The 24,905-nt window shown below is 59.2% G+C and carries 35 protein-coding genes; 23 read left to right on the top strand and 12 right to left on the bottom strand.

The annotated features are described in order from the left end of the window. The 3 genes from ABY948_RS01435 to ABY948_RS01425 form a co-directional block, all read right to left on the bottom strand. On the bottom strand, nucleotides 1–329 hold a 329-nt coding region (locus ABY948_RS01435), incomplete at its 3' end, for a TSCPD domain-containing protein (RefSeq protein WP_461480722.1). A gap of 80 nt (nucleotides 330–409) precedes the next feature. Continuing rightward, a complete protein-coding gene (locus ABY948_RS01430; RefSeq protein ID WP_461480719.1) occupies nucleotides 410–2,560 on the bottom strand; it encodes an adenosylcobalamin-dependent ribonucleoside-diphosphate reductase in 2,151 nt (716 codons plus the stop codon). 247 nt (nucleotides 2,561–2,807) lie between these two features. Continuing rightward, nucleotides 2,808–2,981, bottom strand: a complete 174-nt coding sequence (locus tag ABY948_RS01425; RefSeq protein WP_461480718.1) for a hypothetical protein — start codon at nucleotides 2,979–2,981, stop codon at nucleotides 2,808–2,810. Between the two features lie 45 nt (nucleotides 2,982–3,026). On the opposite strand from ABY948_RS01425, the gene slyD reads away from it, so the two are divergent. Then, nucleotides 3,027–3,509: a peptidylprolyl isomerase gene (slyD, locus tag ABY948_RS01420; protein WP_461480717.1), complete on the top strand. Its 483-nt coding sequence runs from the start codon at nucleotides 3,027–3,029 to the stop codon at nucleotides 3,507–3,509. Nucleotides 3,510–3,580: 71 nt separating this feature from the next. On the opposite strand, the gene rimO is transcribed toward slyD, so the two are convergent. From rimO to ABY948_RS01400, 4 genes are all read right to left on the bottom strand, one after another. Beyond that, nucleotides 3,581–4,894: a 30S ribosomal protein S12 methylthiotransferase RimO gene (rimO, locus tag ABY948_RS01415; protein ID WP_461480716.1), complete on the bottom strand. Its 1,314-nt coding sequence runs from the start codon at nucleotides 4,892–4,894 to the stop codon at nucleotides 3,581–3,583. A gap of 169 nt (nucleotides 4,895–5,063) precedes the next feature. Next, a complete protein-coding gene (locus ABY948_RS01410) occupies nucleotides 5,064–5,846 on the bottom strand; it encodes a 3-hydroxybutyrate dehydrogenase (protein ID WP_461480715.1) in 783 nt (260 codons plus the stop codon). Between the two features lie 202 nt (nucleotides 5,847–6,048). Continuing rightward, nucleotides 6,049–6,705 (bottom strand): CoA transferase subunit B, encoded by a 657-nt coding sequence (locus tag ABY948_RS01405; protein ID WP_461480714.1) that lies wholly within the window; start codon nucleotides 6,703–6,705, stop codon nucleotides 6,049–6,051. Nucleotides 6,706–6,719: 14 nt separating this feature from the next. Beyond that, nucleotides 6,720–7,421 (bottom strand): CoA transferase subunit A, encoded by a 702-nt coding sequence (locus tag ABY948_RS01400; RefSeq protein WP_461480713.1) that lies wholly within the window; start codon nucleotides 7,419–7,421, stop codon nucleotides 6,720–6,722. 153 nt (nucleotides 7,422–7,574) lie between these two features. Here ABY948_RS01400 and ABY948_RS01395 point away from each other — a divergent pair, with 153 nt between their 5' ends. The 3 genes from ABY948_RS01395 (at nucleotide 7,575) to ABY948_RS01385 (ending at nucleotide 9,545) form a co-directional block, all read left to right on the top strand. After that, the gene (locus ABY948_RS01395; protein WP_461480712.1) at nucleotides 7,575–8,468 is read left to right on the top strand and encodes a LysR family transcriptional regulator; all 894 of its coding nucleotides are present in this window, start codon (nucleotides 7,575–7,577) and stop codon (nucleotides 8,466–8,468) included. A gap of 61 nt (nucleotides 8,469–8,529) precedes the next feature. Then, on the top strand, nucleotides 8,530–8,928 hold the full coding sequence (locus ABY948_RS01390) for a hypothetical protein (RefSeq protein ID WP_461480711.1): 399 nt from the start codon (nucleotides 8,530–8,532) through the stop codon (nucleotides 8,926–8,928). 71 nt (nucleotides 8,929–8,999) lie between these two features. Further along, nucleotides 9,000–9,545, top strand: coding sequence for a YaeQ family protein (locus ABY948_RS01385; RefSeq protein ID WP_461480710.1), 546 nt, complete (start codon nucleotides 9,000–9,002; stop codon nucleotides 9,543–9,545). A 3-nt stretch (nucleotides 9,546–9,548) separates the two neighbouring features. On the opposite strand, the gene ABY948_RS01380 is transcribed toward ABY948_RS01385, so the two are convergent. Both ABY948_RS01380 and ABY948_RS01375 read right to left on the bottom strand, forming a co-directional pair. Continuing rightward, complete coding sequence (locus ABY948_RS01380; RefSeq protein ID WP_461480709.1) at nucleotides 9,549–9,833, bottom strand: DUF2288 domain-containing protein; 285 nt, start codon at nucleotides 9,831–9,833, stop codon at nucleotides 9,549–9,551. 12 nt (nucleotides 9,834–9,845) lie between these two features. Next, nucleotides 9,846–10,982, bottom strand: coding sequence for a BaiN/RdsA family NAD(P)/FAD-dependent oxidoreductase (locus ABY948_RS01375; RefSeq protein WP_461480721.1), 1,137 nt, complete (start codon nucleotides 10,980–10,982; stop codon nucleotides 9,846–9,848). Between the two features lie 162 nt (nucleotides 10,983–11,144). Here ABY948_RS01375 and ppnP point away from each other — a divergent pair, with 162 nt between their 5' ends. Next, nucleotides 11,145–11,426 (top strand): pyrimidine/purine nucleoside phosphorylase, encoded by a 282-nt coding sequence (gene ppnP / locus ABY948_RS01370; RefSeq protein WP_461480708.1) that lies wholly within the window; start codon nucleotides 11,145–11,147, stop codon nucleotides 11,424–11,426. A gap of 130 nt (nucleotides 11,427–11,556) precedes the next feature. Here the strand turns inward: ppnP and ABY948_RS01365 are convergent, their stop codons facing one another. The 3 genes from ABY948_RS01365 to ABY948_RS01355 are packed head-to-tail and all read right to left on the bottom strand — an operon-like array spanning nucleotide 11,557 to nucleotide 12,576. Continuing rightward, nucleotides 11,557–11,802 carry a GNAT family N-acetyltransferase gene (locus ABY948_RS01365; RefSeq protein ID WP_461480707.1) on the bottom strand — a complete coding sequence of 82 codons (246 nt, stop codon included), beginning with the start codon at nucleotides 11,800–11,802 and terminating at the stop codon, nucleotides 11,557–11,559. Further along, the gene (locus ABY948_RS01360; protein WP_461480720.1) at nucleotides 11,786–12,037 is read right to left on the bottom strand and encodes a GIY-YIG nuclease family protein; all 252 of its coding nucleotides are present in this window, start codon (nucleotides 12,035–12,037) and stop codon (nucleotides 11,786–11,788) included. The genes ABY948_RS01365 and ABY948_RS01360 overlap by 17 nt, the downstream gene beginning before the upstream one ends. A 14-nt stretch (nucleotides 12,038–12,051) precedes the next feature. Beyond that, on the bottom strand, nucleotides 12,052–12,576 hold the full coding sequence (locus tag ABY948_RS01355; RefSeq protein ID WP_461480706.1) for a SprT family zinc-dependent metalloprotease: 525 nt from the start codon (nucleotides 12,574–12,576) through the stop codon (nucleotides 12,052–12,054). 55 nt (nucleotides 12,577–12,631) lie between these two features. On the opposite strand from ABY948_RS01355, the gene ABY948_RS01350 reads away from it, so the two are divergent. The 18 genes from ABY948_RS01350 (at nucleotide 12,632) to ABY948_RS01265 (ending at nucleotide 24,872) form a co-directional block, all read left to right on the top strand. Beyond that, nucleotides 12,632–13,450, top strand: a complete 819-nt coding sequence (locus ABY948_RS01350; RefSeq protein WP_461480705.1) for a PHP domain-containing protein — start codon at nucleotides 12,632–12,634, stop codon at nucleotides 13,448–13,450. A 33-nt stretch (nucleotides 13,451–13,483) separates the two neighbouring features. After that, nucleotides 13,484–13,801, top strand: coding sequence for a hypothetical protein (locus ABY948_RS01345; RefSeq protein ID WP_461480704.1), 318 nt, complete (start codon nucleotides 13,484–13,486; stop codon nucleotides 13,799–13,801). Between the two features lie 336 nt (nucleotides 13,802–14,137). Continuing rightward, complete coding sequence (locus ABY948_RS01340) at nucleotides 14,138–14,536, top strand: hypothetical protein (RefSeq protein ID WP_461480703.1); 399 nt, start codon at nucleotides 14,138–14,140, stop codon at nucleotides 14,534–14,536. A gap of 111 nt (nucleotides 14,537–14,647) precedes the next feature. Continuing rightward, nucleotides 14,648–15,196, top strand: a complete 549-nt coding sequence (locus tag ABY948_RS01335) for a hypothetical protein (protein WP_461480702.1) — start codon at nucleotides 14,648–14,650, stop codon at nucleotides 15,194–15,196. Nucleotides 15,197–15,425: 229 nt separating this feature from the next. Then, the gene (locus ABY948_RS01330) at nucleotides 15,426–15,791 is read left to right on the top strand and encodes a toll/interleukin-1 receptor domain-containing protein (protein WP_461480701.1); all 366 of its coding nucleotides are present in this window, start codon (nucleotides 15,426–15,428) and stop codon (nucleotides 15,789–15,791) included. Between the two features lie 236 nt (nucleotides 15,792–16,027). Next, entirely contained in the window at nucleotides 16,028–16,900 is an 873-nt protein-coding gene (locus ABY948_RS01325; protein ID WP_461480700.1) for a GNAT family N-acetyltransferase, read from the top strand. Further along, nucleotides 16,900–17,808 (top strand): allantoinase PuuE, encoded by a 909-nt coding sequence (puuE, locus tag ABY948_RS01320; protein ID WP_461480699.1) that lies wholly within the window; start codon nucleotides 16,900–16,902, stop codon nucleotides 17,806–17,808. Before ABY948_RS01325 ends, puuE begins: the two co-directional genes overlap by 1 nt. Nucleotides 17,809–18,046: 238 nt before the next feature. Next, on the top strand, nucleotides 18,047–18,226 hold the full coding sequence (locus tag ABY948_RS01315; protein WP_461480698.1) for a type II toxin-antitoxin system RelE/ParE family toxin: 180 nt from the start codon (nucleotides 18,047–18,049) through the stop codon (nucleotides 18,224–18,226). Further along, the gene (locus tag ABY948_RS01310) at nucleotides 18,226–18,519 is read left to right on the top strand and encodes a HigA family addiction module antitoxin (protein ID WP_461480697.1); all 294 of its coding nucleotides are present in this window, start codon (nucleotides 18,226–18,228) and stop codon (nucleotides 18,517–18,519) included. The genes ABY948_RS01315 and ABY948_RS01310 overlap by 1 nt, the downstream gene beginning before the upstream one ends. Before the next feature lie 62 nt (nucleotides 18,520–18,581). Then, complete coding sequence (locus ABY948_RS01305; RefSeq protein WP_461480696.1) at nucleotides 18,582–19,160, top strand: antibiotic biosynthesis monooxygenase; 579 nt, start codon at nucleotides 18,582–18,584, stop codon at nucleotides 19,158–19,160. Nucleotides 19,161–19,197: 37 nt separating this feature from the next. Continuing rightward, on the top strand, nucleotides 19,198–19,647 hold the full coding sequence (locus ABY948_RS01300; protein ID WP_461480695.1) for an SRPBCC family protein: 450 nt from the start codon (nucleotides 19,198–19,200) through the stop codon (nucleotides 19,645–19,647). Nucleotides 19,648–19,905: 258 nt separating this feature from the next. Next, nucleotides 19,906–20,310, top strand: coding sequence for a MerR family transcriptional regulator (locus ABY948_RS01295; protein ID WP_461480694.1), 405 nt, complete (start codon nucleotides 19,906–19,908; stop codon nucleotides 20,308–20,310). Next, nucleotides 20,307–22,682, top strand: a complete 2,376-nt coding sequence (locus ABY948_RS01290) for a heavy metal translocating P-type ATPase (protein WP_461480693.1) — start codon at nucleotides 20,307–20,309, stop codon at nucleotides 22,680–22,682. The genes ABY948_RS01295 and ABY948_RS01290 overlap by 4 nt, the downstream gene beginning before the upstream one ends. A 12-nt stretch (nucleotides 22,683–22,694) precedes the next feature. Further along, entirely contained in the window at nucleotides 22,695–23,066 is a 372-nt protein-coding gene (locus ABY948_RS01285; protein ID WP_461480692.1) for a cupredoxin domain-containing protein, read from the top strand. Beyond that, nucleotides 23,063–23,335 (top strand): DUF2933 domain-containing protein, encoded by a 273-nt coding sequence (locus tag ABY948_RS01280; RefSeq protein WP_461480691.1) that lies wholly within the window; start codon nucleotides 23,063–23,065, stop codon nucleotides 23,333–23,335. The genes ABY948_RS01285 and ABY948_RS01280 overlap by 4 nt, the downstream gene beginning before the upstream one ends. Next, complete coding sequence (locus ABY948_RS01275; protein WP_461480690.1) at nucleotides 23,328–23,972, top strand: methyltransferase family protein; 645 nt, start codon at nucleotides 23,328–23,330, stop codon at nucleotides 23,970–23,972. Before ABY948_RS01280 ends, ABY948_RS01275 begins: the two co-directional genes overlap by 8 nt. A 12-nt stretch (nucleotides 23,973–23,984) precedes the next feature. Beyond that, nucleotides 23,985–24,473: a hypothetical protein gene (locus ABY948_RS01270; protein WP_461480689.1), complete on the top strand. Its 489-nt coding sequence runs from the start codon at nucleotides 23,985–23,987 to the stop codon at nucleotides 24,471–24,473. A 33-nt stretch (nucleotides 24,474–24,506) separates the two neighbouring features. Then, the gene (locus ABY948_RS01265) at nucleotides 24,507–24,872 is read left to right on the top strand and encodes a heavy-metal-associated domain-containing protein (RefSeq protein WP_461480688.1); all 366 of its coding nucleotides are present in this window, start codon (nucleotides 24,507–24,509) and stop codon (nucleotides 24,870–24,872) included. The last annotated feature ends 33 nt before the right edge of the window (nucleotides 24,873–24,905 follow it).

Raw genomic sequence — 24,905 nt, 5'->3', positions numbered from 1 at the left:
GGATCGAATACCGCCTTCAGTTCTTCCGCCAGGAAGGTGCAGTCACCGCCCTTGCGGAATACCGCGGAGATCACCCGGGTCAGCGCCACCACCCACTGGAACTGATCCATGTTCTTCGAGTTGATGAAGATCTCGAAGGGACGGCGCTGCTGGTGATCCGTGCCCTGGTTCAGGATGATGTCATTGATGGTGATATATAGCGCGTGATCAGACAGCGGGGTTTTCACCTTGTAGGTCGACCCGTGCAGCTCTTCCGGGCGGCTGAGGTTTTCGTGCATCTGTTCAATGGAGCGTTCCAGCTCTGATTCTGCCGGTTTCGCTACCGGCATCGCGTCGTCGTTGGAAGGGGTCACGACCTTGTAGCCAACGATTTTCTTGTCCAGTTTTACAGTCATGTCAGTGCTTCCAATCAGAATTTTCCGTAGTAGCCTTCTTTCAAGGCATCGAACAGGTTTGCGGCGGTATGGGTCTCGCCGTCGTACTCCACTTCCTCGTTACCCTTGAGGTCCACGGTGGTGCCGTCTTCCAGGGTAAATTGATAGGTGGTGTTCTCCAGGTCTTTTTCCTTCACCAGTACGCCCTGGAATGCCTCCGGGTTGAAGCGGAAGGTGGTGCAACCCTTGAGGCCGTTTTCATAGGCATACATGTAGATGTCCTTGAAGTCCTCGAAGTCGCAGTCGGTGGGCACATTGATGGTTTTGGAAATGGAGGAGTCCACCCACTTCTGGGCCGCCGCCTGCACATCCACGTGCTGCTTCGGCTTGATGTCATCGCTGGAGACAAAGTAGTCCGGCAGTTTCTCACCGTCTTTTTCGCTGAACGGCATCGCCGCCGGGTTGATCAGTTCGCGGTAGGCCAGCAGCTCGTAGGAGAACACGTCCACTTTCTCCTTGGATTTCTTGCCCTCGCGAATCACATTGCGCGAATAGTGGTGGGCGAAGCTCGGCTCGATACCGTTGCTGGCGTTGTTGGCCAGGGACAGGGAAATGGTGCCGGTGGGGGCGATGGAGGAATGGTGGGTAAAGCGGCAGCCGAGGTTGGCAATCTCGTCCACCAGATCCGGGTCCACTTCCGCCACTTTCTGCATGTAGCGACTGTAGCGGGCCTGCAGCACCTTGCCCTTCAGTTTAGCGCCCACCACAATGCCGTCTTTCGCCATTTCCGGACGGCGGTGCAGCATTGCCTCAGTCACCTCAAATTCCTCATCCATGATCGGCGCCGGCCCTTTCTCCTTGGCCAGCTCGAGACCGGTGCGCCAGCCCGCCAGGGCCATCTCCCGGGAGACCTGTTCGGTCAGCTCCAGTGACGCCTTGCTGCCGTAGGGCACCCGCAGCATGGTCATGGTGGAACCGAGCCCCAGGAAGCCCATACCGTGGCGGCGCTTGCGGGTGATCTCGTTGCGCTGGCCCTCCAGGGGCAGGCCGTTGATTTCCACCACGTTGTCGAGCATGCGGGTGAATACCGACACCACTTCGCGGTAGTTCTCCCAGTCAAAGCGGGCTTTGTCGGTAAAGGGGTTCAACACAAACTTGGTGAGATTGATGGAGCCCAACAGGCAGCTGCCATAGGGCGGCAGGGGCTGTTCACCACAGGGGTTGGTGGCGCGGATGTTCTCGCAGAACCAGTTGTTGTTGAGCTGGTTGACCTTGTCGATCAGGATAAAACCGGGCTCGGCGTAATCGTAGGTGGAACTCATGATCACGTTCCACAGATGGCGGGCTTTCACGGTGCGGTAAATGCGGCAGGCCACCAGCCCTTCGTCATTGGCCACGTAGCCCTCTGTGGTGGGAAATTCCCGCCACACCAGGGTATCGTCAGCGATATCCACCGTGCCCTGCTCCACTTCCTTGCGGGAAACCGGGAAGCACAGGGACCAGTCACCATCGCTCTTCACCGCTTCCATGAATTCTTCCGTCACCAGCAGTGACAGATTGAACTGGCGCAGGCGGCCGTCCTCGCGCTTGGCGCGGATAAAGTCCACCACATCGGGATGGCTGACATCAAAGGTGGCCATCTGGGCGCCGCGGCGGCCGCCGGCGGAGGAGACGGTGAAACACATCTTGTCGAAGATATCCATGAAGGACAGCGGGCCGGAGGTGTAGGCGCCGGCACCGGATACATAGGCGCCGCGCGGGCGCAGGGTGGAGAACTCGTAACCGATCCCGCAGCCGGCCTTGAGGGTCAGGCCCGCCTCGAGGTTCTTTTCGAGGATATCCTGCATGGAATCCTGGATGGTGCCGGACACGGTGCAGTTAATCGTCGAGGTGGCGGGTTTGTGCTCCAGCGCCCCGGCGTTGGAAATAATGCGTCCGGCGGGAATCGCCCCATTGCGCAGCGCCCACAGAAAACGTTCGTACCAGTGCGCCTGCTTGCCCGGCTCTTCCACCTCGGACAAGGCCTTGGCCACCCGGCTGTAGGTGCCATCAATGGTGGCATCCACGGCATTGCCACTCTTATCCTTGAGGCGGTACTTTTTATCCCAGATGTCTTCTGAGGCTGATTGAAGCTTGATTTCGATGGGGGAAGGCTCGTCTGCTGTTTTCAGGGCTTCTATCGACATGGCAGTATTTTTTTCCTTGTGCAGTGATGACTTGAGCAATCGCGGTGCAGCCAGAAAACGGGGAAAATCTTCAGTGCACACCCCGGATTTGGCGGTTTTCAGTCTTTCTCAAGGGACTTTTTACAAACCGACAATGGCTGCTGAACGAGACTGAGTATACAACATCTAGTGCTTTCCGCCAGACAAAACACTATAGGTAGTAGCTCCCAAAAAACCCCGCCATATTCCAGACGCTGCTAGCGACCACTCAGCCGCAACCTCCCGAGATACCGCGGGCGATGTCGAGCGGGCGGCTAAATCCGTCCACCGCCGCTTCCACAGGCAAGTGCTGCCAGTGACCAAAATTGGCCAACCGGGTCAAAAAAACTCTGGCCAACCCCTGCCAGCCCCCTTCCTTGGCAAAAGGGACCCCATCACCCATAATGCCCCCCTCATTCCAAATTCATTCCCCTTAGAAGGAATCCACATGAACATTACTGAAAACGCCGTCGTGCACTTTCACTACATACTCACCGACGAGGACGGCGTTCAGCTGGATTCCTCCGTCGATGCGGCACCCCTGGCCTACATTCACGGCCACAAGAACATCATCCCCGGTCTGGAACAGGCGATGGAGGGCAAAACCGAAGGTGACACCATGAAAGTCACCGTGCCCGCCGCCGAAGCCTACGGCGAATACCAGGACCACCTGGTTCAGGAAGTACCCCGCGAGGCCTTCCAGGGCATTGACGAAGTGAAACCCGGCATGCGCTTTGAAGCACAGACCCCCTCCGGCCCGGTATCCGTTGTGGTCACCGCCACCACTGACGAAACAGTCACCGTGGACGGCAACCACCCGCTGGCGGGCAAGGAGCTCACCTTCGACGTCAAAATCGAGACCGTGCGCGAAGCCTCCGAGGAAGAACTGGCTCACGGCCATGTTCACGGCGCGGGCGGGCACGAGCACTGATCGGCACTGCCCCAGCAAACAAAAAGGCCAGCATTGCGCTGGCCTTTTTTATTGTCGGGTGCGCCCAGAAGTTATAACAGCTCGGCCCACAGATCGTAGTCATCCGCCTCGACCACCCTGGCCTTCACCAGGTCACCGGGCTTCAGATCAAAGGCGCCATCCAGGTAGACGCTGCCATCGATCTCCGGGGCATCGGCACTGGAGCGGCCAACGGCGCCCTCCTCGTCGATTTCGTCGATCAGCACCTCGATGGTGCGTCCCACCTTGCGCTGTAAACGCTTGGCGCTGATGCCCTGCTGGGTTTCCATAAAACGCTCCCAGCGTTGCTGCTTCACGTCTTCCGGCACCGCGCCGGGCAGTGCATTGGCGGGAGCACCGTCAACAGCCTCGTATTTAAAGCAACCGACCCGATCCAGCTGTGCCTCCTGCAACCAGTCCAGCAGATACTGGAAGTGCTCCTCGGTTTCACCGGGGAAGCCGACGATAAAGGTACTGCGCAGGGTCAGGTCCGGGCAGATCTCCCGCCAGCGGCGAATCCGCTCCAGCACTTTCTCTTCATTGGCCGGGCGCTTCATGGCCTTCAGCACCTCGGGGTGGGCGTGCTGGAAGGGAATGTCCAGATAGGGCAGGATCTTGCCCTGCGCCATCAGCGGCAGCACATTGTCCACGTGGGGATAGGGATACACATAGTGCAGCCGCACCCACACCCCCAGTTCACCCAGGGCTTCACAGAGTTGCTGCATATGGGTCTTGACGGGCTGGCCCTGCCAGAAGCCGGTGCGGAATTTTACATCCACCCCGTAGGCGCTGGTGTCCTGGGAAATCACCAGCAACTCCCTGGTGCCGGCATTGACCAGCCGTTGCGCCTCATCCATGACACTGCCGATGGGTCGGCTCACCAGATCGCCGCGGATGGAGGGAATGATGCAGAAACTGCAGCGGTGGTTGCAGCCCTCGGAAATCTTCAGGTAGGAGTAGTGACGCGGGGTCAACTTGACGCCCTGCGCGGGCACCAGATCCACATAGGGATTGTGCTCGGCACTCGGCGGCACGTATTCGTGCACCGCGCCCACCACCGCCTCGTACTGGTGGGGACCGGACACCGCCAGCACCCCCGGGTGGACATCGCGGATCGCCTGCTCGTCGCCGCCCATACAGCCGGTGACGATCACCCGGCCGTTTTCCGCCATGGCCTCGCCGATGGCGTCCAGGGATTCCTGTTTGGCACTGTCGAGAAAACCGCAGGTGTTGACCACCACCACGTCGGCGTCCTCGTAACTGGGGGACACTTCGTAACCCTCCAGCCGCAACTGGGTGAGAATGCGTTCAGAGTCCACCAGCGCCTTGGGGCAGCCGAGCGAAATAAAACCTACCTTGCCTGACACGTTACCTGTCCTGTTAGCTGGCCCGGCCACCCGATAAAAGGTGTCCGAGCTGGAGAAAGGCGCGGATTCTACCGCAAACCCGACATAACTGTCTGTAAAACAGACAGTTCAGGGGAGGTCATGGCAATAACCCGCTGGGCCGGGTCACTGGGCTGAATTACCGGGCTGGTTACTGGGCAGTCCAGCCACCGTCCACCGGCAGGCTGGCACCGGTAATGGTCGCCGCCGCCTCGGAGCAGAGAAACACCGCCAGCTCCCCCAGCGCGGAGGGCTGGGTGGCCCGGGGCATAGGCTGCTTGGCGATGATGGTGCGGCGCTTGCCCTCTTCAAAATCCACACCGTCGCGATCCGCCGTGGCCTGGAACTGCGCCGCCACCAGTTCGGTATCCACCCAGCCGGGACAGATGGCATTCACCGTGACGCCCTTCTCGGCATTTTCCAGCGCCACCACCTTGGTGAGGCCGACAATGCCGTGTTTGGCGGCCACATAGGCGGCCTTTTGCAGGGACGCCACCAGGCCGTGTACCGAGGCGATGTTGATAATGCGACCCCAGCCGCGCTGTTGCATAGCGGGCACCAGCAGACGGGTGGTGTGGAACGCGGAACTGAGGTTGATGGCGATAATGGCATCCCATTTCGCCACCGGGAAATCCTCCACCGAGGCGGTGTACTGAATACCGGCGTTATTGATCAGGATGTCCACCCGGCCGAACTTTTCCAGCGCCGCGGCAACCAGTGCCTCGTTGCCCTCGGCAGTGGAGATATCCGCATCGCTGAACAGGCAGCCAATACCGTAACGGGACTCGAATTCCTCGGCCAGGGCCACACCCTGCGCGGGATCCATCAGACCGTGCAGAACGATGTTGGCCCCGGCTTCGGCCAAACGATCAGCCATGGCGTAGCCAATACCACTGGTGGAACCGGTCACCAGCGCCGTTTTACCTTTCAACATACTGTTACCTCGCGAATTGGATGGCCGCAAGCCAGGGGCAGAGTCAGGCTGACGGTGAATTACAGATTAAACCTATGGGAACGAGCAGTGTAAGTCATTCGCTGAACATTACAAAAATCCACCCCGCTGGTGATTGACCTAAACCATGCAGGCAGAAAAAAGGCCCCCGTCAGGGAGCCTTTTTCAGTGCGGCTTGCGAAGATCAGAACTGGATCTCCGGCACGTGGTCGGGAACAACCAGCTCGCCGGCGGTCTTGGAGATGATCTCCTCGACGGAAACACCCGGGGCGCGTTCCACCAGGTGGAATTTGCCATCGCGAATTTCCATGTAGGCCAGATCGGTCAACACGTGCTTGATGCAGCCCGCGCCGGTCAGCGGCAGGGTGCATTCCGGCAACAGCTTGGAGTTGCCGTATTTGTCGGCGTGGGTCATCAATACGATGATGTTATCAGCGCCGGCCACCAGGTCCATCGCGCCGCCCATGCCCTTCACCAGCTTGCCGGGAATCATCCAGGAAGCGATGTTACCGTGCACGTCCACTTCAAACGCGCCCAGTACGGTCAGGTCCACATGGCCGCCGCGGATCATGGCGAAAGATTCCGCCGATGAGAAAATGGAAGCGCCCTTGGCGGTAGTCACAGTTTGTTTGCCGGCGTTGATCAGATCGGGGTCGACCTGGTCTTCGGTGGGGAACGGGCCCATACCCAGCAGGCCGTTTTCGGACTGCAACATTACTTCCATACCTTCCGGCACGTGGTTCGCCACCAGCGTGGGGATACCAATACCGAGGTTTACGTAGAAACCATCCTGCAGCTCGCGGGCGACACGGATAGCCATTTGATCACGAGAAAGTGCCATGATTGTCTCTCCTCTTAGCCTTGGCGAACGGTACGTATTTCAATACGTTTTTCGAAAGTGCCCTGAATCAGGCGATCCACGTAAATACCAGGGGTATGAACGTGCATCGGGTCCAGTTCGCCGGGCTCGACAATCTCTTCCACTTCCATCACGCAGACCTTGCCGGCAGTGGCGGCCATGGGATTGAAGTTCATGGCCGTGTTGCGGTAGATGGCGTTGCCATAACGGTCCGCTTTCCACGCTTTGACAATGGCAAAGTCGCCCTTAATGGACTCTTCCAGAATGTATTTGCGACCATCGAACTCGCGCACATCCTTGCCTTCGCCAATGTCGGTACCATAACCGGTCGCCGTGTAGAAGGCCGGAATGCCCGCGCCGGCGGCGCGCATTTTTTCCGCCAGGGTGCCCTGGGGCGTCAATTCCACTTCCAGCTGGCCGGAGAGCAACTGCTCTTCAAACAGCTTGTTCTCACCCACGTAGGAAGACACCATTTTCTTGATTTGGCGATCTTCGAGCAGAATGCCCAGGCCGAAACCGTCAATACCACAGTTGTTGGAAACAATAGTGAGTTCTTTGGTACCCATTTTCTTGATCTGTTTGATCAGATTTTCGGGGATACCGCAGATACCAAAACCCCCTGCTATGACGGTCATGCCATCTTCGAGACCCGCCATCGCTTCTTCGTAGGTGCTCACCACCTTATCGAAACCCGCCATGAACTTAACTCCTCAGTCGTTTTTTTATTACCTACCCCGGCAGCCTTAACTTCAGGCTTGCAAAACGGGACAAAGCATCCTATAGCGGAATATATTTATCAAGCGTAAAATTTTAATCAACTGATTAACCTCGCTTATAAATAGAATGGACTTATGGATATCACCATCAAACAACTCAAGGCCTTCGTCACCGTGGCACAAACCCACAACTTCGCCGAAGCCGGGGAGCGTCTGCACCTCTCCCAGCCCGCCCTGAGTATCGCCCTGAAAAACATGGAAGAAGTGGTGGGCGGCAAGCTGCTGGCACGCACTACCCGCACCCTCTCGCTGACCCCCGAGGGAGAGGCCTTTCTGCCGGTGGCCCAGCGCCTGCTGGCGGACTGGGACAACGCGCTGACCGACCTGCACAATCTGTTCGCCATGCGCCGCGGCAAACTGGCCATCGCCACCATGGCCTCCTTTTCCATCAGCAAGCTGCCCAAGGCACTGCACTACTTCCGCGCCCATTTCCCCGACATCAACATCACCGTCCAGGACGTGGTGGCCGAGGAAGTGGTGGAAATGGTGCGCAAGGGCCGGGTGGAGGTGGGCGTCACCTTCGATCTGGACGAGTCCGAAGACCTGCACTTTGAACCGCTGTTTGAGGACAACTTCTATGTGGTCACCCCGCCCGACCACCCGTTGCTGAAACAGCAGAAAATCCGCTGGGCACAATTGCAGGATTACCCCTTTGTCGCCCTGCAGCGGCCCTCGGCCATGCGCCAGATGATCGACGACACCACCGCCAGCTGTGGCATCAAACTCACCGTGGAATTCGAAGCCCACCAGCTGGCCTCCATCGGTTCCATGGTCGCCGGCGGCCTGGGCATCAGTGTGGTGCCCTCCCTGGCCATCCAGCAGATGGAGGCGCTGGGCGCGGAAAGCCGCTTGCTCACCGAGCCGGCTGTCACCCGCCGGGTGGGCATCCTCACCCGCCGCCGCTACCCGCTTTCCTCGGCGGCCAATGCCCTGGTGGACACCCTGAAATCACAGATTACCGCCCCCTGACGCCCCCGCAAAAATCTGGTAGGGTGTGCGGCCTCTTTTAATACAACGACGAAGCAAGAACATGAGCAATTCCAAGCAATTTGACGCCAGCATGAACCCCGCCGAACTGTATCTGGAAGAAATTTTCACCGATCAGAAAATCGGCAGCATCCGCCGCCTCACCCCGGTGACCCCGGCCGGCGAGCCCGACCCCGAACGCCAGGTGCTCTACATGGGTTCCACCCAGGTCATGAGTCCGATGGGCGCCCTGCCGATCAACTTCCCGCTGGCAGCCAACAGCATTGGCGAAGCCGCCGAACAATTTGGCGCCGAAGCGGAAGCCGCCGTCGAGCGCACCGCCAGGGAACTGGAAGAACTGCGCCGCGAACAGGCCTCGAAAATCGTCGTCCCCGGCCAGGGTGGCGGCCCCGGAGGTATGGGTGGAATGGGTGGCATGGGCGGTTCTGGCATTATTACCTGATCCCGCTGACAAGACCCACAGCACGGGGCAGCCGGTCTGCCCCAACCACCCTACCTACATGGCACTGAAATATGGCACTGAAAGCCACAGTTTTTAAAGCCGATCTGAATGTCTCGGATATGGATCGGGGCTATTACCAGAGCCATGCCCTCACCCTCGCCCGCCACCCCTCGGAAACCGACGAGCGGATGATGATTCGGTTGCTGGCCTTCGCCCTCAACGCCGACGAACAGCTGCAATTCACCCGCGGTCTCTCCACTGACAACGAACCGGACCTGTGGCGGAAAAATCTGCAGGGGGAAATCGAACTGTGGATTGAAGTGGGGCTGCCCGACGAACGCCGTATCCGCAAGGCCTGCAACCGGGCCGGGCAGGTGATCGTTTACGCCTATGGCGCCCGCAATGCGCCGATATGGTGGCAGAACATCCAGGGCGACCTGCGCCGTTTCGACAATCTCCGGGTGATCTACCTGTCACCGGAGGATACCGCCGGGCTGGCCGCGTTGGCCCAGCGCAGCATGTCGCTACAGGCCACCATTCAGGATGACGCCCTGTGGTTTGGGGATGAAATCACCACCCTGAGCATCAGCCCAGAAACCTGGCTCGGGAAACAGTAATTATTAATTTCTGATCGGCTGCACCAGCACCCAGGGCTTCACCACAACCGACCATACCAGCGCGTCGGTTTCCAGCCAGGCGGCAGCCTGCTCATCGCTGACCTGCCCCACCTGCCCGGCGGTCATCCAGGCCAGGACTTTCTCTTTATTGTCCTGGCAGATTTCCCAGGCCACCTCGATCATGTCCAGTTCCGGCGCCACGTAGATGGTGGTGCCATTGGCAAAAAACCGCTCCAGCTCCCGCCAGCCAATCTTGGCGGTTTCCCGTATCAACTCTTCTTTCAGCATCGCAAAACCCGTCTATACACTCTGTCCGGCGGCCACCCCGGATGCCCAGGCCCATTGAAAATTAAAGCCACCCAGGTGGCCGGTGACATCCAGCACCTCGCCGACAAAGTACAAACCCGGTTGGCGCTGGCTCTCCATGGTCTTGGAGGACAGCTCCCGGGTATCCACCCCGCCCAGGGTCACCTCGGCGGTGCGGTAGCCCTCGGTGCCGGAAGGTTTCAGCTCCCAGCACTGCAGTTGCCCGGCCACCGCCAGCAGTTGTTTATCCGGCCATTCGGCCAGGGGTTTTTCCGCCTGTTGCGGCCACCACATGGCTTCCAGTTCCAGCACCAGTTTGCGGGGCAGCTGGTGGGACAACAGCGTGCGCAACAGCGCCTTCGGCTGCACTGTTTTCAATTCGAGTAACCACTGTCCGGCATCGATGCCGGGCAACAGGTCGATCTGCACCGTTTGCCCCTCGCGCCAGTAACTGGAAATCTGCAACACCGCCGGACCACTGAGTCCCCGGTGGGTAAAGAGCATGTTTTCCAGAAAGGGCTGCCCAGCGGCCGTCACCCGGACCGGCACCGACAGGCCGGAGAGTTTCTCCGACAACAGCTTAAAACCATCGCTGAAGGTAAAGGGCACCAGTGCCGCCCGCAATGGGATCAGGCCATGGCCAAACTGCTGCGCCAGCCGGTAACCGAAGTCGGAGCCACCCAGGGTCGGCACCGACAGGCCACCGCAGGCCACCACCAGTGAAGCAGCGCGAAACTCGCCCTGGGCCGTCACAATCCGAAAGCTGTCCTCATATTCCACCTCGCGGATATCACAGCCGGTTTTCAACTGCACCCCGGCCCGCTCGGCTTCCGCCAGCAGCATGTCGAGGATGTCCCGGGAGCTGTGATCACAAAACAGCTGCCCGAGGGTTTTCGCGTGGTAGGCAATGCCGTGTTTGTTGACCAGTTCGATAAAGTCCCACTGGCTGTAGCGGCTCAAGGCGGACTTGCAGAAATGCGGGTTGTCGGAGAGGAAATTGTCCGGCTCCACATAGAGGTTGGTGAAGTTGCAGCGCCCGCCCCCGGACATGAGGATCTTCTTGCCCGGCTTGTTGGCCCGCTCCAGCACCAGCACCCGCCGGCCCCGCTGCCCGGCCACCGCCGCGCACATCAAGCCCGCCGCACCGGCGCCAATGACAATCACATCCCAGGGTTTCACATCGGGGCTCGCAAAAATCTCAAAGGGCGCATTCTATCGGCCGCACAGTGCGGGTACTATAGCGGCCCTGTTTTTAGCCAACCTGTTTTTACCCAACCTGTTGAGAGCATCTCCATGTTTAAAGTGAACGAATACTTTGACGGCACCGTGGTGTCCATCGGCTTCCAGACCGAAACCCTGCCCGCCACCGTCGGCGTGATGGCGCCGGGCGAATACGAATTCGGCACCAGCAAGAAAGAAGTGATGACCGTGGTGAGCGGCGCGCTGACCGTGAAACTGCCCGGCCGCGACGACTGGCAGACCTTCAATGCCGGCGACAGCTTTGCAGTGGCAGCCAATGAAGCCTTTCAACTGCAAGTAGCTATAGACACTGCTTATCTTTGTACCTACGAGTAAAAAACTACCTGCGTGGCCGCTACGGCGTTAAGAAAAGCTTCAAGGTGCTCATTTAGCCCAACTAAACTCCGCCCTTTCGGCTTTTCTTGCCTTGTAGTGCCTGCCTCGATAACGTTTTTCATAATTTCTGCTAGAGAAATTTCTGCACATACCAGCAGGTCGCTCTAATCTTGAGCCCCTGCTGGTTCGCCCAGGCCAGCCCGGTGCGCACCAGTTTTTCCGCCAGGCCATGATTGCGATACTCCCCCGGCACAAAGGTCCGGGAGAAATTCACCGTCTGGCCGGGCAATAACTGGTACTCCAGTACCGCGTCGCCGCGCTCCAGCTCGATATAAAAACGCTGCCGGGTAGGATCGTGCTTAACCGTTGTCGTCATCGGCGGCTTCTCCACCAATCAATGCCAGTTTCTGCTGACGGCGCAATCGCTTGATCGCCGCCTCCCGCTTCGAAGCGCTGCTGCGATCCTCCGCCGCCTCCACATACACCACCTGCTTCGGTTGGCGGCCGTTAAAAAAGCGGGCCCCCAGTTTGCCGTCCCGGTGTTCGGCAAAGCGCCGCGCCACATCGGTGGTGATGCCGGTATACAGGGAACCGTCACCGGCTTCAATCATGTACACGAACCAGCTCATTGCTGGGTAGCCACCAGGGAAACGCCACAATCGCGGCAGCGGTAGCGCGCCTCGCCCCGCTGCACCTTGAGATGACGACGGGAACCCAACTGGTGGGTCTGGCAGCCACAGCGATAGGGGAACTGCTGTTGCCGGCGCCGCGGAATGCCCTCGAGATCAAAGCTGGCGGTGGCGCGGCTATTCACCCCAAAGGCGTCCATAATCCGCCGCCATTCCGGGCCGTGGGGCCTGACCCGGCCAATGCCGTGGAGACAGTCCACCAGGTAATGGGCAACCTCGTGGGGCACCGTCACATTGAGGCTGTCGTCAAAATACTTGGCAAAAATCCACGGGTTGTAGCGAATCAGCCGCTGCTTGCCCCGGACCCGGTACATGCCGGCAGTGCGACCGCGCAGATCAAAGGCCACCGGCACCTCGGCAACGGGCCGCCGCAACAGCTCGGCGCCCAGTTCGATAAATCGACTGGTTTGAGCGAGCACCTGTTGCTGCTGGGAAAGGCTGATCGGGGAGACATAATCCATGGCCGCAGTATAGCGGCAAACCCCCGGAGCCTACACAAGGGGCTATAATCGCCGGATGATCTTCGACCTGCACTGCCACACCACCTGTTCCGACGGTTCCCTCACTCCAGCACAGCTGGTGCAGCTCGCCGTCGAATCCGGCGTGGACACCCTGGCCATTACCGACCACGACACCACCGCCGCCTTTGAACAGCTGGATCTTGCCGAGCAGTCGATCCAGCTGATTCCCGCAGTCGAATTCTCCACCAGCTGGCGCAAGATCGGCGTGCACGTGGTCGGGCTGAACATCAACCCGCACAGCGATGCCATGCGCGCCGGCACCCATTTCCAGCACCGGGTGCGCCAGCAGCGGGCGGAACAGATCGCCGAAACACTCGCTCATGCCGGGCTGCCGGATACCCTGGCCGGGGCAGCGGCGCTGGCGGGCAACGACAATATCGGTCGCCCCCACTTCGCCCAGCATCTGGTCAATATCGGCGCCGTCGGCAATATCCGCCAGGCCTTCAAGAAATACCTGGGCGCCGGCAAGCCCGGCGATGTGAAACAGCTGTGGGCCAGCCTGCCCCAGGTGATCCAGTGGATTCGCGATGCCGGCGGCACCGCCGTGCTGGCCCATCCGGACAAATACAACCTCACCCGCACCAGGCTGCTGGCGCTGCTGGACGACTTCAGCGCCGTCGGCGGCCAGGGCATGGAAGTGATCTCCGGCAAGCAGTTGCCGCAACTGACCCGCGACTTGGCCGGCATCTGCCAGCAACAGGGCCTGCTGGCCTCCTGCGGCTCCGATTTTCACCAGCCGGGCCAGCCCTGGGCAGAACTCGGTCATTTCCCAACGCTGCCCGATAGCTGCCAACCGGTCTGGAATCACTGGTAGAATGGACGATTCCCCTATGGCAGACCAACTTTCGTGAACAAAGCGCCCACCAAACATCAGATCCGCCGCGAGCTGCAACAGCAGGTGGAGCAGTACCTGAAAACAGGTGGCGAAATTCACCAGATTCCCCGCGGGGTCAGCGGCCGCGACAACCCCATGGAAGGCCTGCCCACGGTGTTCTTCAACCAACCCAAGGCCGAGCGCACCCCCATTCCCGAAGTCATGGCAGCACTGGATGCCCGTCGCCAGAAGAAAACCAAAACCGCCAGCCAGCGCACCGCCCGGCCGAAACAAAAAATCATCTACGACGATTTTGGCGAGCCGATCCGCAAAGTGTGGGTGGATGAGTAGCTGGCGATCAGCTGTAGATTTGAGAAACCAAAGGGATTTGCACCCGACAGAGAATATGGAACACTTGGCAACGGGTCGTTAAATATGAACGGGACTAGAAAAGGAGATTCAACATGCCTTCCACACACTGCCCCCTGCTACCTCCCACAAGCAAACACCTCGGAATTAAAGATGGTCTGGCCTCTTTAATAGAAACCCGAGTAAACCAATGAAAATATCCTGCTATTTTTCAGAAGGTTACAAAGCGTGAGCTTTGATGTGGCCAATTATGAGGAATGCCCGCTAATAATTATTATGATGGCAAAGCCATCATTAACAGACTGTTAGGGTTACGAAATGGAAGATTCTGCCGGACGAATAAAAAGAACAATAGCAGCAATGCTTATAGCGGTTTATGGTCTGGCAATATCCTTTCTCACATATTTCATGTTCATGTGGGACAACAAGGGTGCAAAAAGCATCTGGGATAAAAGCATTATTGATTGGGCGGTAATAATATGGCTGATCGCGGCTAGTCTTGTTGTGTGGTATGCCGTTATTAAATGTGTATCAACAAAATATATACGACTCTCGGTGTTATATGTACTAGCTGTAATTTTTATCGCACATCTACTTATGATGGCGATCCAGGCTCAAAATGAGGCCATTTACTATTTGGGTGCTCCACATTTGTTTCTCGGTTTAGGCCTATATTTATGGTGGAGATCAGTAGGCAATGCAAAAGCAAAATCCTAACAAAAGGGTCAAGTTCGTTCGCTATCGCTCACTGGGACGCGACACTTCGCTGCGCGCCCCTTACCCAAATCGTTAGCTACTTTTGGCCTGCAAATTCCACCGGAGGTATCGTTGAGTTCAGTGAAGGAAAATTGGGGAGCGATCATTAGCCTTGCTTCTCAAATTAAAAGTTGTGATGAAATAGGTCTAGTTTGCCCAAGTCTGGCAATGTGCTTCATATCTATCGACTCAATGGCAAGCCTTGCACGCTCGTTGGATAAACCGAAAGTTACAAGGAAAGATTTTATCGACTGGGTCGATAGATACCTTCAGGGGCATCCAGAACAAAAATATATTTATCGCGGAAAGGACGTATATGCTGCCCGCTGCGCGTTCTTGCACACATATGGAGCCACATCTAAGATTCACGAGCAAGATAGCAGCACCATCAAATTTGTATACCACGATGGCGGGCGACATTCGTACAACTCTGAAGTTGATCCCAGTTTAGTCGTGATCGGTGTAAGGTCGTTTACAAATGATGTTATATGCGCGATGGAAAAATTTATGGAAGACTGTTCATTGGATACTGGCCTTAGACAAAGAGTGATATCGAGACTGGACGAACTGTTCAATATTTTACCTATAGACCAAAGAGTGGATACCACACAGCTAACATGACCAGGCACAAATCGACCTGTTTCCACTGCGTTTTTCTCCGCTCCAAACGGTCTGTTGCTGGCGCCGTTAGAGCACTATGCACAATATAAGGAGTTAACCTGTGCGATAGAAATATTTGTAAGTTACTCAACTCACGACTTAGAGCAAGTCGAGCTTATTAGGCAGCAGCTATACGGCACTCCAGTTGAGGTGTTTATTGCGGAGCACTCCGTGAAGTGCCAGTGAGAGTTTGCAAGATAAAATCACGAGAGCAATTGAAGATTGTGATTTATTCGTGGTTCTGTGGAGTAAAAATGCAGAAGCATCTGGTTGGGTATCACAAGAGGTTGGGCGTGCAGGGGCTTTAAAAAAGACAATATTGCCTCTTGTTCTAACTGAGGGACTCTCATTACCTGGGTTTCTTAGCAATCTAAAATACATCCCGGTTTACAAGAATCCCGAACTCTCAGTCTCTCAAGCAAGAGAAATAATAATTAGTTCTTATAATCATAAGTGCAAAAATCTCGCAACCATCGAGGCCAAAAAGCAAAAAGATAAAGAAGCTCTGACTCTGATGGGAATTGGGGCATTTATATTGTGGGCTATGAACAAGTAGCGGTTCTAACCAGGCGCTAAAATTTGTTCGCTTCGCTCACTGGGACCTCAAAATCTACGCTTTTTAAGCCCGTTAGCGCAACGTTAAGAAATAAACCTATCTCTCCCTGATGGCTATACATATACCCTCCCCCTGCTAACTGACACCCTGCCCGATACGCGTCATCAGCTATGCTAATTTTATGAGCCCCCCCTTTATCGGCAGTGTATCCGCAGTGCCCGTGAGGACATGTTGTTATGACCACAGAAATTGAAATTCGCAATATGACTCGCGCAGAAGTTGATGAGCTGGTCGCTTGGGCGGCGCGGGAGGGCTGGAATCCCGGCCTGCACGATGGCGAGCTGTTCTGGGCCACCGATCCGGAGGCCTTTATCGCCGCGGAGCTGGACGGCAAGCTGATCGGCGGCGGCGCGATCACCAGCTACGGCGGCCAGTTCGGCTTTATGGGCTTTTTCATCGTCCGCCCCGACTACCGCGGCCACGGGTTCGGCAACACCCTCTGGCACGTGCGCCGCCGGCGCCTGCTGGAGCGGCTGCAGCCGGGAGCCAGCATCGGCATGGACGGCGTGTTCGAGATGCAGGATTACTACGCCAAGGGCGGCTTCGTGTTCTCCCACCGCGACCTGCGTTTTCGCGCCGAGATTGCGGAAGCCCCGGCCACTTCGCCCGAGGACGATCAATACATTGTGCCGCTGGCCCAGGTGCCCTTCGACCAGCTGCAGGCCTACGACCGCAACTGCTTCCCCGCCCCGCGCCCGCAGTTCCTGCAACCCTGGATTGCACAGCCGGATGCGCTTGCTCTCGGCTATGAGCGCGACGGCAAACTCTGTGGCTTCGGCGTGGTGCGGCGCTGTGGCGAGGGCTGCAAGGTCGCCCCGCTGTTCGCCGATGACAGACACATAGCCGAGACGCTGTACCGACGGCTGGCGGGATTCGCTGCGGGCGGCCCACTGTTTCTCGATGTGCCAGAAAACAACCCGGCGGCCATGGCACTCGCCGCAGACCACGGCATGAGCGAGGTGTTCGGCTGCGCGCGCATGTACCTGGGCGGCATACCCGAGCTGGCCCACGAACGCATCTTTGGCGTCACCACCTTCGAGCTGGGCTGATGGCCGCACCTATACCCGAGAGAAGGGATCTTGTCGGCTACGGCGGTCGCCCGCCCCATCCCCGCTGGCCGGGGGAGGCACGGCTGGCAGTGCAGTTTGTGCTCAATATCGAGGAGGGTGCGGAGCGCTCCATCCTCAACGGCGACAAGGAATCCGAGAGCTACCTGCACGAACTGCCGGGCCGTCCGCCGCGCATGGGCGAGCGGGACTGGAGCGTGGAAAGTATGTATGAATATGGCTCCCGCGCCGGAGTGTGGCGCATCCTGGAATTGTTCCGGGCCCGCAACCTGCCCCTCACCGCCTTTGCCGTCGGTCGGGCGCTGCAACTCAACCCCGAGATCGGCCGCGCCCTCGCCGCTGCCGGACATGAGATCGCCGGGCACGGCTACCGCTGGATCGATTACCGCGATATGCCGGAAGACGAGGAGCGTCGCCATATTCGCCAGACCATCGAGGTGATCGAGCGCATCTGCGGCCAACGCCCGCTGGGCTGGTATACCGGGCGGGTCAGCCACAACACCCGCCGCCTGTTGCGCGAGGAGGGTGGCTTTCTCTACAGCTCCGACACCTACAACGACGACCTGCCCTACTGGCTGGCGGGAGCACCGCCGCTGTTGGCCATTCCCTACACCCTGGTCAACAACGACGTGCGCTATCTGCTGCCCACCGGCTTTTCCTCGGGGGAGGATTTTTTCCAACTGTTGAAGGACGCCTTCGACCTGCTGTGGCTGGAGGGCGAGACACAGCCGAAGATGATGAGTGTCGGCCTGCACGGGCGCATCAGCGGGCATCCCGCACGGGCCATGGCGCTGGCGCGCTTTCTCGATTACATCCAGGAACACGATGGGGTGTGGATCTGCCGGCGGGAAGATATCGCCCGTCACTGGATCAGCCAATATCCCGCTTAGCCTGCAACGGCACCCATTGAATGACCGGCCTGTGTTCTGGACCGGGAAAAACCCGGTCGAGAGGACATATCTGTGCCGGCTCGCCTCGATCTATACAGCCTCTATTGTTGCGTGATGCGCAACACACTAAAATAGCTTTATGATTAAATCATTCCGCCACAAGGGACTAAAGCGGTTCTATGCCACTGGCAGCACGGCGGGCATTCAAGCTGACCATGCCAATAAGCTGCGCATGTAATTGGCCGCCCTGGATACCGCGATGACTGTGGACGACATGGACATCCCCGGTTTCGACCTTCATCCATTGAAAGGAAAAGGGGCGGGCCGCTGGGCGATATGGGTTAACGGCAACTGGCGCATGACGTTTGAATTTCGGGACGGCAACGCCTATGTACTCGACTACGAGGATTATCACTGATGACTATGCACAACCCGCCGCACCCCGGTGAATTCGTCAGGGAAGTCTATCTGGCGCCCTTTGACATAAGCACCCGACAGTTGGCAACCAAACTTGGGGTCTCCCCCTCGACGCTGTCGCGCCTGTTAAAGGGTGATAGCGGCATCAGCCCTGAAATGGCTCTGCGACTCGCCAGGGTTCTCGGCCGCAGCCCCGAGAGCTGGCTGGCGATGCAGGACAGGTATGACCTGTGGGTGGCCCGCGATACCGTCAACCTCGACGGTATTGAGCCGCTGGACTTTAAGGCCGCTTAACAGCGAGCTCAGGGCTGCAAAGCCACTTAACGACGAACTCAGGGCTGCGAGGTGCCATGCCCATGAATACACCGACAACCGCTGACGCCCTCTGCTACGAAGGTGCCACCGTCGTCATCAGCCACCGGGTGCGCGGCGACCGGCACGGCGAGTACGAGGCCTGGGTCGAAGAGATCGCCCCGCTCTGCAAGGCCTCTCCCGGCCACCTGGACTGGCACATGGTGCGTCCAATCCCCAGCCTCACCGAGACCTACACGGTGATTACCCGCTTCGATACCAGCGAACACCTACGGCAGTGGATGGATTCGGAAACCCGCGCCCGGCTCATCGACAAGGTCAGTCCGCTGCTGGTCAAGGGCGACGACTACCGCATCAGCAGCGGCCTGGAGTTCCTGTTCACCCCCGCCGACTCGAAGGCAAAAGTTCCCATTCGCTGGAAGCAGTTCCTGGTCACCTGGTCGGCGATCTTTCCACTGGTGACGATCCTGCCCCCGCTTCTCATCCCCATGCTGCGGACTCTCGGCATCCCTCAAAACCACTATCTCGATATGCTGATTGTGACGGGCACGGTGGTCGCACTGATGGTCTATATCATTATGCCGCGCTACACGAAGCTGATCCGGCGCTGGCTGTTTTCCTGAACACTTTCCCAGCAGAGCCACCAAGGAGGAACCGATCATGAGCAACAGCGTCCGATTACACCGGGTACTGCGCGCGCCACCGGAACGGATCTACCGCGCTTTTCTCGACCCACAGGCCGTGGCGAAATGGCTGCCGCCCCACGGCTTCACCGCCACGGTCCACGAGATGGACGCCCGGGTCGGCGGCGGCTTCCGGATGTCGTTCACCAACTTCGGCAGCGGCGCCAGTCATTCTTTCGGCGGCACCTACAGGGAGCTCAGCCCGAACCAGCGCATCTGCTACAGCGACCGCTTCGACGACCCCAACCTGCCGGGCGAGATGCAAGTCTCAGTGACATTGCGTGCCGTCGCCTGCGGCACTGAACTGGGCATCGTCCAGGAGGGCATACCGGAGGCCATTCCGTTGGAGTTCTGCTATCTCGGCTGGCAGGAGTCCCTGACCCAGCTGGCGCAACTGGTAGAACCGGAAATTCCCGACGGCGCCTAGCAGGCGGCGCCATCGAGCACGCTGACTGGCAGCCGCCAGCGGCACAGCTGTTGCCGATAGATGTACCATTTTTGCCCACAGCCGCCCAACCTGCCGGATCCACCTTTGACCTTGCCGGATACCGCGGGCTGGTGGCCTTTCTTCCCCCGCTACCCAGTTCTTTTACACGACCGGCAGGCCGCCCCAAAAATGCCTTTGACCCATGTCTAACTCACAGGTCTATACTCAAAAAAAGGGGAGCCACCGAGGGGGGTGAGAATGCGCGTCAACGAACTGGCAAAGCGGATGGGGCTGAGCGCCGATACGGTGCGCTACTACACCCGCATCGGCCTGCTCGCCCCCGACAGGGAGCCCGCCAACAGCTACAAGCGCTACGGTGAAAAACAGCAGCGTCGCTTGCGCTTTATTAGCGACGCCCGCGCCCTGGGGTTTTCCGTGGACGATATCCGCCAGATTCTCGAGGTCGCCGACAACGGCAAAACCCCCTGCCCCATGGTGCGGGAACTGATCGAGCTGCGCCTGGGGGAGCTGGAAGAGCGCTTCCAGCACATGGCCCGCCTGCGGCAGCGCATGCTGGAGGCCGTTGCCACCTGGAAAAACAAGCCGGACCGGGAGCCCACCGGGCACGCCGTCTGCCATCTGATAGAAGAGTTCAGCCCATGAAGACCCCTGATCCCGATCCCAAAACCCAGGGCGAACCGACGGCAAAAGGCCATGCCGGCGCCCCCCATACCCAGTGCCACCACGAGCACGCCCATCACCACCAGGAAGCAACCCCCAGCCAGCACGGCGGAGCGCCCGCCGCCGCACACTGGGAGTTGCTGGTGGAGGGGGCCAGCTGTGGCAGCTGCGTCGCCAAGATCGAAGGGGCGCTGCAGCGCGTGCCGGGAGTGAGCAAGGCGGAGATGAATTTCGCCCAGCGCACCGTCAGCGTTACCGGCGATACGGACCTGCCGTCCCTGATCACCGCCATCGAAGGGGCGGGCTACCGCGCCACTGCCAGCGCGGCGGCCAGCGAGAGCGATGCGCTGGCCGAGAAGGAAAAGGCGGATCTGGCCTACTACAAGCGCCTGATGCGGGAAATGGCCATCGCCCTCGGCCTCGGGGTGCCACTGATGGTCTACAGCATCGCCGGGGGCGAGATGACCATCACCACCGCGACGGAAAGGTTCGCCTGGCTGGTCATCGGGGTGTTGACCCTGGGGGTGATGCTGTTCTCCGGCAAGCACTTTTTTGTCGGCGCCTGGCAGTCGGTGAAAAATCACGCCGCCAACATGGATACCCTGATCGCCCTGGGCACCGGCACCGCCTGGCTGTACTCCATGGCGGTGACGCTGTTCCCCGGCATGGTGCCGGAGATGGCCCGCCACGTGTATTTCGAGGCCACCACCATGATCATCGGCCTGATAGACCTGGGGCTGGCCCTGGAAATCAAGGCCCGCGGCCGGACTTCCGAGGCCATCAAGCGGTTGATCGGCCTGCAGGCGAAAACCGCCCGGGTGGTGCGCCGGGACCGGGAGCTGGACATTCCCATCGAACAGGTGCAGGCCGGGGATATCGTCAGGGTCAGGCCCGGGGAAAAGATCCCGGTGGATGGCGAGGTGATCGAGGGCCACTCCACCATTGATGAATCGATGCTCACCGGGGAGCCCATCCCGGTGGAAAAAGCGGTCGGCGATGACATCGCCGCCGGCACCATCAACAAGTCCGGCACCGTGCTGTTTCGAGCCACAAGAGTTGGCAAGGACACCGCCCTGGCCCGCATCATCGAAATGGTGAAGCGGGCGCAGAACTCGAAACCGCCCATCGGCCGCCTGGCGGACGTGATTTCCGCCTATTTCGTGCCGGTGATCATGATTATCGCCGTCACCAGCGCCCTGGTGTGGCTCAACTTCGGCCCGCAACCGGCTATCGCCTATGCCCTGGTGTCCGCCACCACCGTGCTGATTATCGCCTGTCCCTGCGCCCTGGGGCTGGCCACCCCCATGTCGGTGATGGTCGGGGTCGGCAAGGCCGCCGAGGCCGGGGTGCTGATCCGCAACGGCGAAGCCCTGCAAACCGCCTCCAAGATCACCGCCATGGTGCTGGACAAGACCGGCACCATCACCATCGGCGCCCCCAAGGTGACCGATGTGGTGCTGGCCGGGGACCTGGATGAACAGCGCGTGCTGGCATTGGCGGCGGGACTGGAGGCCGGTTCCGAGCACCCCCTGGCCCTGGCCATTGTGGAATCCGCCGCAGACAGGGGCATTGCGCCCGCCAAGATCCACGACTTTCGGGCCATCGCCGGCCACGGGGTGGAGGCGAACAGCGACGACGGCAGCCTGTTGTTCGGCAATGAAAAACTGATGCGCGACCGCGATATACCCCTGGGGGACTTTGCGGACAGGGCACTGGCCCTGGCCAGTGAGGCAAAGACTCCCATGTTCTTTGCGGTGAACAACCGGCTGGCGGCGATTGTCGCCGTCGCCGACCCGATCAAAGAGGACTCCATCGCCGCCATCCGGCGCCTGCGCCACAACGGCATTCGCGTGGTGATGCTGACCGGCGACAACCGCTTTACCGCCAAGGCGGTGGCGACCAAGGCCGGTATCGAGGAATTTTTTGCCGAGGTGCTGCCGGAGGACAAATCGAAAAAAATTCAGGAACTCCAGATGGCGGGGGAGATCGTCGGCATGACCGGCGATGGCATCAACGACGCCCCGGCGCTGGCCATGGCCAATGTCGGTTTTGCCATCGGCACCGGCACCGATGTGGCCATCGAGAGCGCCGACATCACCCTGATGCGGGGCTCCCTGCACGGCCTGGCGGATGCCATCGCGGTCAGCAAGGCCACCCTGCGCAATATCAAGCAGAACCTGTTTGGCGCCTTTATCTACAACGTTGCCGGAGTACCTTTTGCCGCCGGTGTGCTATACCCCTTCATAGGATTGCTGCTCAGCCCCGTCATTGCCGGGGCGGCCATGGCCTGTTCCTCGCTGACCGTGGTGATGAACGCCAACCGGCTGCGTTTTTTCAAAACCCGGGAACATTAAGCGGGGGCGGGTATGTTAATGGTCAATATCGCGGGACTGCTACTCATCGCCCTGATTGTCTGGTGGTTCTGGATTTACCGCCCCGCCGATGTGGCGGCGGTAACCGGGGAACTGGTGATCCTGGTGGAAAACGGCGTCTACCAGCCAGCACATATCAGGTTGCCGGCCAATGCGCCGGCCACCCTGCTGTTCCTGCGCAAGGATGCCTCACCCTGCTCGGAAACCCTGCAGATCCCGGCGCTGGAAATCAGTGAGACCCTGCCGCTGAACAGGACCAAGGCCGTGCAGCTGCCGGCCCTGCAACCGGGGGAGTACGCCTTTCACTGCCAGATGCAGATGTACCGCGGGCAACTCAAGGTTGCGCAAGGGGAGGGCCAGGCGTGAGCGGCGAACGCAACAGCTTCTGGTTATCGGGCAAGGGTCTTGCCGCCCTGCTACTGATTGCCGGAGCGAGCTACTTCCTGCTGATGGAACACCGCCAGCACCTGTTCGCGGCGCTGCCCTATCTGATCCTGTTGCTGTGTCCCCTGATGCACCTGTTTATGCATCGCGGCCACGGCGGACACAGCCACCACAGCACCTCAAGAGATGAGTCCCAGGGGGAGCAATCGCAATCCCATGTCCATCACGGGGGAGGACGTCCAGATGAATAGCGCACCGGCCTACGGCCTGTGGACCCTGGTGATCCTGAACTCGGCGATCTTTATCCTGTTTGCCTACAGCTTCGTCAAGCCGCGAACCCGCCTGGACTGGCGCAGCCTCGGCGCCTTCTCCGCGTTCGTCGTCGCGCTGTTTACGGAGATGTACGGTTTTCCCCTGTCCATCTACTTCCTGTCCGGCTGGCTCGGGGAGCGCTACCCCAATGTGGATTTCCTGTCCCACGACAACGGCCACCTCTGGCACACCCTGCTGGGCTTTGAGGGCAACCCCCACCTGGACCCGCTGCACCTCCTCAGCAACCTCCTCATCGTCGCCGGTTTCTTCCTGCTGGCATCGGCCTGGGGCGTGCTGCACCGAGCCCAGCGCCACCGCGAACTGGCGACAACCGGCTGGTACAGCCGCTGCCGTCACCCCCAATACCTGGCATTTGTATTGATCATGTTCGGCTTTCTGCTGCAGTGGCCCACCATTCCCACCCTGTTGATGTTTCCGGTGCTGGTGGTTGTCTATGTTCGCCTCGCCAGGCGGGAGGAGGCGATGGCACTGGAAGAGTTTGGCGATCGCTATCGCCGCTACATGGAAGCCACCCCGCGCTGGTTTCCCAGGTTTAACGTCAAGCAAGCCAATTGAGAGGTCAACGCCATGAACAGGTTAATCAAAATTCTCATTCTCGGCCTCGCCCTGTCGGGCACCGCCCTCGCCGCCGAGCACGGCAACGGCGATGGCATGATGGATCAAGGCATGCAGCAGGGTATGGGCGGCGGCATGATGTCCCACGAGCAGATGATGGCCATGCACCAGCACATGGAAAAAATGCAGTCGAGGATGAACGACATCAAACAGGAAAAGGACCGTGAAAAGGCCCACAGGATGCTGCGTCGGCACATGCACGACATGCAGCAGGGCATGCACATGATGGGCGGCGGCATGGGCAAGATGTCCGGCCAGAAAGGCATGGGAATGTCCGACCAGAATGGCATGTCGAAAGGCGGGGATGACGCCCCGATGAGCCAGGGCTCCATGAAGATGGAGCAGCGCATGAACATGATGCAGGAGCGCATGGACATGATGCAGATGATGATGGGACAGATGATGGACCACATGCAGATGATGGGACAGCAGGAGGAATGATCAGGCCTATCTGAAAGGCCGGGAGAGGACAAAATGAGCGAACACCGAGAGGGCGTAAACCCGGGTTTCCTGATCCATCACAAGCTGGCCCTGACCGGCCTGACGGCGGGCAATGCCCAGGGCATTTACTCGGAATTGAACGACCTGCCCGGGGTGGATGCCGTGTCGGTGGATGAGGCACGGCAGTCCCTGAACATCGCCTACGATGCCTCCCACCAGGATATCGATCTCATCATCCAGATCGTCGAGCAACAGGGCGCCGGCGTTCGCCCCGGCTGGTGGCACCGGATCAAGCTGAGCTGGCAGCGCCAGACTGACCACAACATCAAGGACAACGCCACCCATGAAGCGCAGTGTTGCAGCAAGCTGCCAACGGACTACAAGTCACTGAAGAAGTAGTCCCCACAGCCGCAACAGCCCACGGCTATGACA

The organism is Porticoccus sp., from assembly GCF_041592135.1.
GTDB lineage: Bacteria > Pseudomonadota > Gammaproteobacteria > Pseudomonadales > Porticoccaceae > Porticoccus.
This window is presented reverse-complemented; position numbering and strand designations above follow the sequence as displayed.